We start from the raw sequence: 12747 nt of genomic DNA, 5'->3' as shown, positions 1-12747 counted from the left end.
TGAAGCAGTACATCGAGCAGCAGAACCGGCCGCTCTGACCTGGGCTGAGGTGAACAGTGCGGATCCGTGCACACAGCCGAGGTCAGAGCAGCCCTCAGATTCGCTTCACCACCGGGCTGAAGCCCGGTGCACTGCGAATAGTCCCGGTAGCGCAGCCTCTGCCGCAGGGCAGGCATCACCATACGGTCCACCTGGATCGGGCGGTCGTCGCGGTCGAGCGTCAGCCGGGTGAGCCGCAGGACCGGCTCGTCCGGGGTGGTCTCCAAGGTCCGGCTCTCCTCCTCGGCCGGCATCGCGGCGGTCACGTCCTCGCTCACCAGGACGCCGACGTGACCGAGTTCGGCCAGCAAAGTGACGGCCCCGCCGCGGATCTTGGCGGTGCGCGCCAGGGTGGTGCCCTGGGCGATGGACGACGGGTAGTAGGTGTCGGTCAGTTCGTTCGGGCGCTCGTCGAGGAGGATCAGGCGCCGGCGTACGACGACCGGACCCCCTTCGGGGATGCGGAGCAGTTCCGCGACCTCGGCGGGTGCGGGCTCCTCGCCCGCATGCAGGATGCGCTGGGTTCCCCGGCGACCTTGCGCCTTGGCCTCGGCGCCCCAGGCGTCACCGCGCCCCTCCGCCTGCGGCGTGAGATACGGCAAAGACGTGCTGACCCAGCCGTTCACACTCATGAGGCCCTCCTCGCAGCCGACGGTTGCGCCCATCGGGGCCCACCGTTAGGGGACTTCGTCCATGCGTTTCTCACCCTCCAGATGCACTTCGCGCCGTCGGTCGTCCCCGAGGCCGTGGCGGCCGAGATCGCGCGCTTCCTGCCGCGGGGCTGAAGTCGTTCGGGGATGCGTCGGCCTCCCGGCAGGGGCGCGCACCGCACGCTCCGCGCTTACGTGCACCACCACAGGAAGCGGTCGCACGTCTCCGTCGGTGTCGGGTCCGGGGACTCCGGTGAGGTGGGGCTGGTGGACGGCGGCGGGTCGTCGTCGGGGTCGGGATCGGGGGAGGAAGGGGCCGGGTCCGAGGTGTCCGGGGTGTCGTCCGAGGAGTGCCCGGGGCCAGAGGCACCGGGGGCGTCGGACCGGTCGGCCGGGTCCGGATTCTCCGTGTCCAGTGAGTCCGACGCCGACCCGGACGCCGAGCCGGAGGGTGAGGACGAGGCGTCCGGGGACGCCGAGAGTGAGGGCGTGGGGGCTCCCGACGTCTCGCCTGCCGGGACCGCCGACGCCTCCCCCGCCTTGCGTGTCGCGTCGCCGTCGGCCGTCTCGTCCCCTGCGCTCGCGGGCTTCGCCGGGGGGCCGGGGGCGTCCATGCCGAGTTCCGCGAGGCTCAGGCCGCCGGCCGCCAGGACGAAGCCGGCAGTGATGAGCAGGGTCCGGCGGCGGCGCCGGCGGTGTGCGGCGGCCTTGCGGTCGCGGCGGCTGGCCCGGGCGCCGGGCGAGGTGTCGTCCTCGGGGGATTCGTCGTCGGACGGCCTTCGAGCCGCATCCTCACCCGCCGCCGAGGGAGCCTCCGGCGACGGGGGTCCGGCGGCGGGTGTGCCGCAGCCCGGGCAGGCGAGGGCGCCGTTGAGGTGCCGTCGGCACGGGTGGCAGTAGTCCATGACGCGGGCAGGTTAAGTTCCGGGGCCACTGCGTTCCTAGAGGCGGCTGTGAAAGTTGTGTAGGGAAGCGGTCGAAGTCGTTCCGCCCGGCCGGTGAAACTGTCGAAACCGTTACCTGTCCGACCCATTGACACTCCGACCGCGCCATCCTTACTGTCACGCCAGCATTTCGAACGCGTGCCGAAATATCGAACAAAGCGAGGGGCAGCCGCCGTGCGCATCACCGGAATCAGCACACACGTGGTCGGGACGCCGTGGCGCAACCTGACATACGTCCAGGTGCACACCGACGAGGGCATCACCGGTGTCGGCGAGACCCGGATGCTGGGCCACACCGACGCTCTGCTCGGCTACTTGAAGGAGGCCGAGGCCAACCACGTCCTCGGTTCCGACCCGTTCGCCGTCGAGGACCTGGTCCGGCGTATGAAGTACGGCGACTACGGCCGGGCCGGCGAGATCGTGATGTCCGGCATCGCCGTCGTCGAGATGGCCTGCTGGGACATCAAGGGCAAGGCCCTCGGCGTCCCGGTGTGGCAGCTGCTGGGCGGCAGGGTCACCGACAAGGTGAAGGCGTACGCCAACGGGTGGTACACGACCGAGCGGACGCCGGAGGCGTATCACAAGGCCGCGCAGGGGGTCGTGGAGCGCGGGTACCGGGCGTTGAAGATCGACCCGTTCGGCACCGGGCACTTCGAGCTGGACCACGAGCAGACCCTGTACGCCGTGTCGCTGATCGAGGCCGTGCGGGACGCCATCGGTCCCGAGGCCGAGCTGATGCTGGAGATGCACGGGCGCTTCTCCCCCGCCACCGCCGTCCGCCTCACCCGCGAACTGGCGCCGTTCAAGCCTGCCTGGCTGGAGGAGCCGGTGCCGCCGGAGAACCTCAAGGCGCTGCGGAAGGTGGCCGAGAAGGTGGAGGTGCCGGTCGCGACGGGTGAGCGGATCCATGACCGGATCGAGTTCCGGGAGCTGTTCGAGGACCAGTCCGTGGACATCATCCAGCCCGACGTCGGCCACATCGGCGGGATCTGGGAGACCCGGAAGCTGGCCGCCACCGCCGAGACGCACTACACCCTCGTGGCCCCGCACAACGTGGGCGGGCCCGTGCTGACCGCCGCCTCGCTCGCGATCGGGTTCACCTCGCCCAACTTCAAGATTCTTGAGCACTTCAATGACTTCGCGGACGCGGAGATCAAGAAGGTGGTCAAGGGTGCGCCGGTGGTGGACCCCGAGGACGGGTGCTTCCACCTGTCCGACGCGCCCGGTCTCGGGGTCGAGCTGGACACCGACGCGGCGGCCGAGTTCCCGCAGCAGCAGGCCCGGTTCGATCTGTGGGCCGAGGGCTGGGAGCAGCGCAAGCCCAAGGGGACCGACCAGTGACGGGGACGAGCGGCGCCGTCGTCGTCGAGGCGCCCGGGGTGCACCGGCTCGTGGAGCACGCGGTGCGCGAACCCGGGCCCGGCGAGGCGCTGGTGCGGGTGCACGCCGCCGGAATCTGCGGCAGCGACCGCGAGGTCTGGCAGGGCAACCGGCCCGAGGGGTACGTGCGTTATCCGCTGACGCCCGGTCATGAGTGGTCCGGGACCGTGGAGCGGGCCGGCGCGGGGGTGCCCGCCTCGCTCGTCGGCCGGAAGGTCGTGGGTGAGGGGTTCCGCAACTGCCAGGTCTGCGACCGCTGTCACGCGGGCGAGACGACGCTGTGCACGGCGGGGTACGAGGAGACCGGCTTCACCCAGCCGGGCGCCATGGCCCCGACGTTGACCCTGCCCGCCCGGCTGCTGCACGCGCTGCCCGACGACGCCGACCTGACCGCGGCCGCCCTGCTGGAGCCCGCGGCGTGCATCGCCGCCGCCGCGCTGAAGGCCAACGCCCGGCCCGGTGAACGGGTCGCCGTCGTCGGCACCGGAACGCTCGGTATGTTCGCGGTGCAGTTCCTGCGCGCCGCGTCCCCGGCCGAGTTGCTGGTCGTCGGCACCCGCGGCGACCGGGAGGCGCTGTCCCGGCGGTACGGGGCGAGCGACTTCCGGACCAAGGACCAGCTGCTCCCGGACGACTTCGACGTCGTCATCGAGACCGCCGGTTCCGCGGACGCCGCCCGCACCGCGGCCGCGCTGCTGCGCCGGGGCGGGCGGCTGGTGCTGACCGGGATCCCGGCCGCGGGCGCCGACGGGCTCGACCCGACCGACCTGGTCGTACGGCAGCTGGAGGTGCACACCGTCTTCGGGGCGCCGCCGGACGCCTGGGCGCACACGGTGCGGGTCTTCGCGGCCGGTCTGCTGGATCCGCGGCCACTGGTGACGCACGAACTGCCGCTGGGCGGGTTCGAGGAGGCCATCGAGCTGGTGGGCTCCGGCGACCCCAAGGTGGGCAAGGTGCTGCTGCGTCCCGACACCGTGCCCTGAGCCGTACGCCGGTACGGGGGGGGCGGCCCGACCTCGTCGCCGTACCGGCGTACACCCGCCGGACGGTGCGCCATCCGGCCGACGTGCCTCCCGGGCGGCGCGCCTTCCGGTCGGCGCCATGCAGCTCCGGACCCGCACACCGCCGGACCGAACCGAGACAGCGCACGCCCGCCCAGAGCAGCTCCGTACACCAGCGCACCCCCAGAGCCCCCGTACCCCCAACGCCGCGTACCGCCGGAGAACCGCGTACGCACCAAGCCGCGAACCCTGTACGGCACTTCGAACACTAAGGACAGCCAGTGACCGACGCTTCCGCCACGGCCGCCGCACGCAGGCCCGGTGAGCAGGCGCTCACCGCCCTCGGCCTGCCCGCGCCCGCCCTCGACCCCGCCGACGCCTCGCCGCACTCCTTCCCGGGCGGCGGCCGCTGGCGCACCGAGATCCCCTCCTGCGAGGGGCCCGAGGCGCTGGGGGTGGTGCTGAAGGAGTCCTCGCGCCTTGACGTGCCGGTGCACCGGATCAGTCAGGGCAGCGGCGTGTGGATGCTGACCGACGCCGAGATCACCGAGATGGTCGAGGCCACCGCCGAACGGGACATCGAGCTCTGCCTGTTCACGGGTCCGCGCGGCACCTGGGACATCGGCGGCTCCACCCGCACCGACTCGGGCGGCGGGGGCCTGCGTGCCCGCGGCCACGACGCGGTCGCCGGGTGTGTCGAAGACGCGGTGCGGGCAACGGAGTTGGGCGTCAAGTGCCTGCTCGTCGCCGACGAGGGCGTGCTGTGGACGCTGCACCGGGCACGGACGGCCGGCCTGCTCCCTTCCGACACCACGCTGAAGCTCTCGGCGCTCGTCGGGCCGGTCAATCCGGCGTCGTACGCGGTGTACGAGCGGCTCGGTGCGGACTCCATCAACGTTCCCAGCGACCTGACGCTCGCCCACCTGACCGAAATACGTCGGGTTTCGGCCGCGCCGATGGACATGTACATCGAGGCTCCGGACGACCTCGGCGGCTACGTGCGGATGTACGAGGTCGCCGAACTCGTCCGGCGTGGCGCCCCGTTGTACCTGAAGTTCGGTCTCTCCAAGGCTCCCGGGATCTACCCGTACGGCCACCACCTGCGCGAACTCACCCTCGCCACCGCCAAGGAGCGGGTGCGGCGCGGACGGCTCGCGCTCGACCTGCTCGCCCGGCACGGCGCGGACGGGGAGATGGCCCCGCTCGGCACCCGGCTTCCGGGGGCGCTCAACCGGTTCGAGATCTCGTCATAACGTTCCGGAAACTCCCTTCTCAAAAGACGACACGACCGCGCACAATCCCACACACCTGCCTCTCGGTCGATCCACCCCCAGCGCTCCCAGCGAAGCCGGCACCACCGGACCGAAACCTGACCCACATCAAGGATGATGACCATGCGCAACCGCAGAGCCGCACTTGCCGCCACAGCCACCGCCGCCTCGCTCGCCCTCGCCCTGACCGCCTGCGGCCAGAACAGCGAGGGCGGCAGCGACGACGACAAGGGAGGCAGTGACGGCGCCACCATCGGCGTCGCGATGCCGACCAAGTCCTCCGAGCGCTGGATCGCCGACGGCGCCAACGTCGTCAAGGAGTTGAAGGGCAAGGGGTACGAGACCAAGCTCGTCTACGGTGAGGACGACCCGGACCAGCAGGTCTCGCAGATCGAGAACATGATCACGCAGGGCGTGGACGCGCTGATCGTGGCCGCGATCGACAACAAGTCGCTGAACAACGTCATGCAGCAGGCCAAGGACGCCGACATCCCGGTCATCTCCTACGACCGGCTGATCCTGGGCACCGAGAACGTCGACTACTACGCCTCGTTCGACAACCAGAAGGTCGGCGAACTGCAGGGCGGCTACATCGCCGAGAAGCTCGGTCTGAAGGACGGCAAGAAGGGCCCCTTCAACATCGAGCTGTTCGCCGGGTCCAACGACGACAACAACACCCGGTACTTCTTCAACGGCGCGATGAGCGTCCTCAAGCCCTACATGGACAAGGGCCAGCTGGTCGTCCGCTCCAAGCAGACCGCCCTGAACCAGGTCACCACCCTGCGCTGGGACGGCGGCACCGCGCAGAAGCGCATGGACGACCTGCTCACCTCCAGCTACCGCAGCGCCAAGGTGGACGCGGTGCTCTCGCCGTACGACGGCATCTCCATCGGCATCCTGTCGTCCCTGAAGTCGGACGGCTACGGCTCGGCCAGCAAGCCCATGCCGATCGTCACCGGGCAGGACGCGGAGCTGGCCTCCGTGAAGTCGATCATCGCGGGTGAGCAGACCCAGACCGTCTACAAGGACCTGCGCAAGCTCGCCAAGGTCGCCTCGAACATGGTCGAAGCGGCCCTGAACGACAAGAAGCCCGAGATCAACGACACCAAGTCGTACAACAACGGCACCAAGGTCGTCCCCGCCTACCTGCTGCAGCCGGTCAGCGTCGACAAGTCCAACTACACCACGCTCATAGAGGACGGCACCTACTCCGAGAACGACCTCAAGTAACCGGGCCCCTCAAGGATTGGAAGGCACGACCATGGCGGGACCCGTCCTGGAAATGCGCTCGATCGTCAAGACCTTTCCCGGTGTCAAAGCGCTGTCGGACGTCACGCTGACCGTTCGCCAGGGCGAGGTCCACGCCATCTGCGGGGAGAACGGCGCCGGCAAGTCGACCCTGATGAAGGTGCTCTCCGGAGTCCACCCGCACGGCAGCTACGAGGGGGACATCCTCTTTGAAGGCGAGACCTGCCGGTTCAAGGACATCCGGGCCAGCGAGCAGCACGGCATCGTGATCATCCACCAGGAACTGGCGCTGGTGCCGTACCTGTCGATCGCGGAGAACATCTTCCTCGGCAACGAGCACGCCAAGCGCGGACTGATCAACTGGAGGGACACCCTCAGGCACGCCGCGGAGCTGCTGCGCCGGGTCGGTCTCGACGAGCACCCCGAGACCCGCGTCGCCGACATCGGCGTGGGCAAGCAGCAGCTGGTGGAGATCGCCAAGGCGCTCTCCAAGAAGGTGAAGCTGCTCATCCTCGACGAGCCGACGGCGGCGCTCAACGACGAGGACAGCGGCAAACTCCTCGACCTGATCCTTCAGTTGAAGGAGCAGGGCATGACCTCGATCATCATCTCGCACAAGCTGAACGAGATCCGCCGGGTCGCCGACTCGGTCACGATCCTGCGCGACGGGCGCTCCATCGAGACGCTCGACGTGAAGGCCGCGGAGACGAGCGAGGACCGGATCATCTCCGGGATGGTCGGCCGCGACCTGGAGAACCGTTTCCCGGACCGGACGCCGCACCAGCCCGAGGAAGGGGTGGCCCCGGCCCTGGAGATCCGCAACTGGACCGTGCACCACCCCATCGACCAGCAGCGCAAGGTCGTCGACGACGTCTCCATCGAGGTGCGGCGCGGCGAGATCGTCGGGATCGCCGGGCTGATGGGCGCCGGCCGCACCGAGCTGGCGATGAGCGTCTTCGGCCGCACCTACGGCCGCCACGCCGCGGGCACGGTCCTCAGGGACGGCACCGAGATCCGTACGAAGACCGTCCCCGAGGCGGTCGGGCACGGCATCGCGTACGTCACCGAGGACCGCAAGCACTACGGCCTCAACCTCATCGACACCATCAACCGGAACATCTCGCTGACCGCGCTCGGCAAGGTCTCCAAGCGGGGTGTGGTCGACGAGCACGGCGAGCGGCAGGTCGCCGAGGACTACCGCACGTCCATGAACATCAAGGCGCCGACCGTCTTCGAGCCGGTCGGCAAGCTGTCCGGCGGCAACCAGCAGAAGGTCGTCCTCAGCAAGTGGATCTTCGCGGGTCCCGAGGTGCTGATCCTGGACGAGCCCACGCGCGGCATCGACGTGGGCGCCAAGTACGAGATCTACACGGTCATCGACCGGCTGGCGGCCGAGGGCAAGGCGGTCGTCTTCATCTCCTCCGAGCTGCCGGAGCTGCTCGGCATGTGCGACCGCATCTACACGATGGCCGCGGGGCGGCTGACGGGTGAGTTCTCGCGCGCCGAGGCCTCGCAGGAAGCGCTGATGCGTCGGATGACGAAGGACAAGAAGGACAAAGAGGTAAGCCGATGAGCACGGACGTGACCGCCAAGACACCGGCCCCCGCGCCGCCCGGCAGAGACGGTGCGGGCTCCGGCGGCGGCCTGCTGCACCTGATGCTCGACGGCCTGCGCCGCAACATGCGGCAGTACGGCATGCTGATCGCGCTCGGCCTGATCGTGGTGCTGTTCGCCGTCTGGTCGGACGGCGACCTGCTGCTGCCGCGCAACGTCTCCAACCTGGTGCTGCAGAACAGCTACATCCTGATCCTCGCGATCGGCATGATGCTGGTCATCATCGCGGGCCACATCGACCTGTCGGTGGGCTCACTGACCGCGTTCATCGGCGCGACGGCCGCGGTCCTGATGGTCGACAACGACCTGCCGTGGCCGGTGGCGGTGATCCTGTGCCTGGCCATCGGCGCCGTCGCCGGCTCCGTACAGGGCTTCTTCATCGCCTATCTGGGCATACCCTCGTTCATCGTGACCCTCGCGGGCATGCTGCTCTTCCGCGGCCTGACGGAGATCTTCCTCAAGGGCCAGACCCTCGGCCCGTTCCCGAAGGACCTGCAGAAGATCGCCAACGGCTTCCTGCCCGAGGTCGGCCCGAACACCAACTACCACAATCTCACGCTGCTCCTCGGCTTCGCCCTGATCGCCTTCGTGGTGTACCAGGAGGTCCGCGACCGCAGGCGGCAGCAGGAGTTCTCGCTCGACGTGCCGCCGGTCAAGCTGTTCCTGCTGAAGCTGGTCGCGCTCGTCGCCGCCGTCCTCGTCGTCACGCTGCTGCTGGCCAGCTACAAGGGCGCGCCGATCGTGCTGCTGATCCTCGGCGTGCTGGTCGTCGGCTTCGGCTACCTGATGCGCAACGCGATCATCGGCCGCCACATCTACGCCATCGGCGGCAACCTGCCCGCGGCCAAGCTGTCGGGCGTGAAGGACAAGAAGGTCACCTTCCTGGTCTTCCTGAACATGGGCATGCTCGCGGCGCTGGCCGGTCTGGTCTTCGCCGCCCGCTTCAACGCGGCCTCGCCGAAGGCGGGCCTCAACTTCGAACTCGAGGCCATCGCCGCCTCGTTCATCGGCGGCGCGTCGATGAGCGGCGGCGTCGGCACGGTCCTCGGCGCCATCATCGGTGGCCTGGTGCTCGGCGTGCTGAACAACGGCATGAACCTGGTCGGCATCGGCACCGACTGGCAGCAGGTCATCAAGGGTGCGGTGCTGCTGGCGGCGGTCGGGTTCGACGTGTGGAACAAGCGCAGGGTCGGTTCGTAAGGCATCTCGGGCCCCGCCGGCGACCGGCGGGGCCCGCTTCTTCTCACAGGAGCGCAAGGAGCCGCACATGGAACTGAGCAGACGAACGGTCATGGCGTCAGCGGCCGCGGCAGGCCTCACCGCCACCGCGGCCGGCGGCACGGCGTACGCCTCGGGAGGCGGGAAACCGGTGAAGGAACTCTTCGGCAGGCTGGCCGACGGCACGAAGGTGTACCGCTGGTCGCTGGAGAACGGCGGCACACGCATGAAGGTGCTGTCGTACGGCGGTGTCGTACAGTCCCTGGAGATCCCGGACCGCCGGGGCCGCCGGGCCAACGTCTCGCTGGGCTTCGACAACCTCGACGACTACGTCGCCCGCAGCCCGCACTTCGGCGCCCTGATCGGGCGGTACGGCAACCGTATCGCCAAGGGCCGCTTCACCCTGGACGGCGAGGAGTACCAGCTCTCCGTCAACGACGGCGAGAACTCCCTGCACGGCGGCGCCCTCGGCTTCGACTACCGGGTGTGGGACGTCGAGCCCTTCACCGAGGGTTCCGACACCGGCCTGGTGCTGCACTACACCAGCGTCGACGGCGAGATGGGCTACCCGGGCACACTGCGGGCGAAGGTGACGTACACCCTCACCCGGCGCGGCGACTGGCACATCGACTACGAGGCGACGACCGACAGGGCCACCGTCGTCAACCTCACCAGCCACGTCTACTGGAACCTGGCCGGCGAGGGCAGCGGCACGGTCGAGGACCACGAGCTGTCGATCGCCGCCTCCCGCTACACGCCCACCGACGCGGGCCTGATCCCGACGGGCGAACTGGCACGGGTGTCCGGCACGCCCTTCGACTTCCGCCGGGCCAAGCCGGTCGGCCGGGACCTCCGCGACGGCCACCCGCAGCTGGTCACCGCCCAGGGCTTCGACCACAACTGGGTCCTGGACAAGGGTGTCACGCACCGGCCCGAGCACATCGCCACCCTGCGCGATCCCGCCTCGGGCCGCACCCTGCGCATCGCCACCGACCAACCGGGGCTGCAGTTCTACTCGGGCAACTTCCTCGACGGCACCCTGACCGGCACCGGCGGCGCCCTCTACCGCCAGGGCGACGCCCTGTGCCTGGAGACGCAGCACTTCCCGGACTCGCCGAACCAGCCGTCGTTCCCGTCGACGGTACTGCGGCCCGGGGAGACGTACCGGACGTCCACGGTGCACTCGTTCGGGGCGTGAGCATGCGGCGCGGGATGTGCGTGTGAGGCGCTGAAACCTCTCAGGGCACACTTTCTTCACAGGCGTTGAACGGCGCCCTTATCCCCTCCGTATGTAACGGCGGCCCGTGCCCCCTCGCGCGGGCCGCCCACCCACGGAGGTCCATTTGTCCGGGAACGTCACCTCGCTGTTCCGCAGCACCGCGGCACACAGCCCGTCGATGGCGGCGCTGACGCGGGAGAGCGGCGAGACGGCGGGCGCCGGACCGGTGGACTTCTGCATCCCCTGCAACCCGTATTTCCCCACCCCGGCGATGTTCGACGAGATGGCCGGCCGGCTGCGCGACATCATCACGTACTACCCGAGCAGCGCCGACACGATCACCGCCGAGCTGTGCGGGCTGCTCCAACTGCCGCCGCAGTGCGTGGCGATGGGCAACGGCTCGACCGAGCTGATCACGTGGATCGACCATCTGCTCGTCCGCGAGTCCCTCGCCGTCCCCGTCCCCACCTTCGGCCGCTGGACCGACCAGCCCATGGAGACCGGCAAGCGGGTCGACATGTTCCCGCTCCAGGAGTCCGGCGGTTTCGCCCTCGACCTCGCGCAGTACGCCGAGTTCATCCGGGCCAGGGGCACCCGGGCCGTGGTGGTCTGCAACCCCAACAACCCCGACGGCGGCTACCAGCACAAGCAGGCGCTGGTGCAGTTCATGGACGCGATGGCCGACCGGGACCTGGTGGTGGTCGACGAGTCGTTCCTGGAGTTCTCCGACGCGGAGACGGAACCCAGCGTGGTGCAGGAGGCGATGCTGCGCCCCAACGTCGTCGTGCTGCGCAGCCTCGGCAAGAACTTCGGCCTGCACGGCATCCGCTTCGGCTACCTGGTCGCCAACCCGGCGCTGGCCGGGCGGGTGCGCTCCATGCTGCCGAAGTGGAACCTCAACTCCTTCGCCGAGCACGTCGTGTTCATGCTGCGCGACCACGGTGCCGAGTACGCGCAGAGTCTGCACCAGGTCCGCCGCGACCGTCTGGAGATGTCCGGCCAACTGGCCTCGCTGCCCGGTCTGACCGTCTACCCCTCCCAGGGCAACTTCCTCTTCGTACGCCTGCCCGTGGGCGCCGAGGGCACCGTCGTCAGGGACCGGATGCTCACCGAGCACCGGGTCCTGGTCCGGGAATGCGGCAACAAGATCGGTTCGTCCAGCCGCTTCCTGCGTCTCGTGGTGCGCCCCCAGGTCGACGTGCGTCGCCTGGTGTCCGGCATGGAGCAGGTGCTCTACGGGTCCGGGAGGGGAGCCGCCGTGCCCGAACCGGCCACCGGGAGCGGGACCGGAAGCGGTGCCTGGACCGGCTACAGCTCGGGCACGGCGGCGGTGGACCGGCTGATGAGCGAGACCAACGGGTCGGGCATGCGGGCGGTCACCGCCCAGAACCCGGGCCCGGCCATCGGGGTGGGTACGGGGCCCGGTGCGGGCGCCGGGACCGGTGTCCCCGGGCTCCCCGCCGCCCCCGCTGCTCCCGCCGCCGCGGTCGCCGCTCCCGCCGTCGGTACCGGCACGCCGCTCCCGGCCGCGGTGCCCGTCGCTGCGGCGGCGGCCACCGTCGGCCCGGTGCCGGTACCGGCGGCCGCCCGGCAGGTCCCGCAACCGGCGCCGGTCCCCCAGCCGGCGCCCTACCAGGGTCCGGTGCCGGTCCCCCAGCCGGCGCCGTACCCGCAGCCGGTGCCCGCGGCGGCGGCCGTCCCCGCGCCCGCCCCGGCGCCGGTCGCCGCGGCACCGGCCGTCCCGTCAGGCGCCCCGATGCCCGCGTATCCGGCGCCCGCCGGCCCCACCCCGCCCGGCGTCCCGGCCCACGGCGGTCTGACGGCCGCCCAGGTACGGGGCACCAACGGCCTGGAGTCGGTCCCGGTGGCGGGCCGGCCGGGCCCGCAGAACTGGCCGAACGCGGCGGGCATGGGCCGGGTCGGCTGACCGGGGCCGCCGCCGGGCGCCCCGACGGCACCGGGCCGCTCGCGGCCGGACAGCCGAGCAACCGAACAGCTGGGCAACTGGGCAACTGGGCAACTGGGCAACTGAACGGCAGAGCAACTGAACAACGGGTGTCGAACATGACCCGCGCATGAATTCGAGCCGGGGAGTCCCCGCTTCCGCGCCCGTCCCGCCCCCTCCCCCTCAGGACGGTGACACGGGAGGCCATGGTGGAGGGG

At 70.3% G+C, this 12747-nt stretch carries 9 protein-coding genes and 1 pseudogene; 8 read left to right on the top strand and 2 right to left on the bottom strand.

What is annotated here, in order from left to right; translation table 11 throughout:
• Positions 1-146: 146 nt before the first annotated feature.
• Positions 147-671: pseudogene (locus tag HZS56_RS35335) on the bottom strand (GntR family transcriptional regulator); the annotation flags it as partial.
• Between the two features lie 209 nt (positions 672-880).
• Positions 881-1594, bottom strand: coding sequence for an SCO2400 family protein (locus HZS56_RS35330; RefSeq protein ID WP_216724897.1), 714 nt, complete (start codon positions 1592-1594; stop codon positions 881-883).
• A gap of 213 nt (positions 1595-1807) precedes the next feature.
• On the opposite strand from HZS56_RS35330, the gene HZS56_RS35325 reads away from it, so the two are divergent.
• The 8 genes from HZS56_RS35325 (at position 1808) to HZS56_RS35290 (ending at position 12511) form a co-directional block, all read left to right on the top strand.
• On the top strand, positions 1808-2974 hold the full coding sequence (locus tag HZS56_RS35325) for a mandelate racemase/muconate lactonizing enzyme family protein (protein WP_216724896.1): 1167 nt from the start codon (positions 1808-1810) through the stop codon (positions 2972-2974).
• Complete coding sequence (locus tag HZS56_RS35320; protein WP_216724895.1) at positions 2971-3996, top strand: zinc-dependent alcohol dehydrogenase; 1026 nt, start codon at positions 2971-2973, stop codon at positions 3994-3996. The genes HZS56_RS35325 and HZS56_RS35320 overlap by 4 nt, the downstream gene beginning before the upstream one ends.
• Before the next feature lie 299 nt (positions 3997-4295).
• Complete coding sequence (locus HZS56_RS35315) at positions 4296-5267, top strand: hypothetical protein (protein WP_216724894.1); 972 nt, start codon at positions 4296-4298, stop codon at positions 5265-5267.
• 141 nt (positions 5268-5408) lie between these two features.
• Entirely contained in the window at positions 5409-6515 is a 1107-nt protein-coding gene (gene chvE / locus HZS56_RS35310; protein ID WP_216724893.1) for a multiple monosaccharide ABC transporter substrate-binding protein, read from the top strand.
• 31 nt (positions 6516-6546) lie between these two features.
• Positions 6547-8106, top strand: coding sequence for a multiple monosaccharide ABC transporter ATP-binding protein (gene mmsA / locus HZS56_RS35305; RefSeq protein WP_216724892.1), 1560 nt, complete (start codon positions 6547-6549; stop codon positions 8104-8106).
• Positions 8103-9347, top strand: coding sequence for a multiple monosaccharide ABC transporter permease (mmsB, locus tag HZS56_RS35300; RefSeq protein ID WP_216724891.1), 1245 nt, complete (start codon positions 8103-8105; stop codon positions 9345-9347). The genes mmsA and mmsB overlap by 4 nt, the downstream gene beginning before the upstream one ends.
• Positions 9348-9414: 67 nt before the next feature.
• Positions 9415-10563 (top strand): aldose epimerase family protein, encoded by a 1149-nt coding sequence (locus HZS56_RS35295; protein ID WP_216724890.1) that lies wholly within the window; start codon positions 9415-9417, stop codon positions 10561-10563.
• Positions 10564-10708: 145 nt separating this feature from the next.
• A complete protein-coding gene (locus tag HZS56_RS35290; protein ID WP_216724889.1) occupies positions 10709-12511 on the top strand; it encodes a pyridoxal phosphate-dependent aminotransferase in 1803 nt (600 codons plus the stop codon).
• The last annotated feature ends 236 nt before the right edge of the window (positions 12512-12747 follow it).

Source organism: Streptomyces mayonensis, assembly GCF_018982965.1.
In the GTDB taxonomy this organism is placed as follows: Bacteria; Actinomycetota; Actinomycetes; order Streptomycetales; family Streptomycetaceae; genus Streptomyces; species Streptomyces mayonensis.
The sequence above is the reverse complement of the archived record's forward strand: the minus strand, read 5'-3'. Positions and strand labels throughout refer to the sequence as shown.

What these genes read in the sequence shown, in the direction of transcription:
- HZS56_RS35330 (WP_216724897.1), bottom strand. Translation starts at nt 1,594, where the DNA reads ATGGACTACTGCCACCCGTGCCGACGGCACCTCAACGGCGCCCTCGCC.
- chvE (WP_216724893.1), top strand. Translation starts at nt 5,409, where the DNA reads ATGCGCAACCGCAGAGCCGCACTTGCCGCCACAGCCACCGCCGCCTCG.
- mmsA (WP_216724892.1), top strand. Translation starts at nt 6,547, where the DNA reads ATGGCGGGACCCGTCCTGGAAATGCGCTCGATCGTCAAGACCTTTCCC.
- mmsB (WP_216724891.1), top strand. Translation starts at nt 8,103, where the DNA reads ATGAGCACGGACGTGACCGCCAAGACACCGGCCCCCGCGCCGCCCGGC.
- HZS56_RS35295 (WP_216724890.1), top strand. Translation starts at nt 9,415, where the DNA reads ATGGAACTGAGCAGACGAACGGTCATGGCGTCAGCGGCCGCGGCAGGC.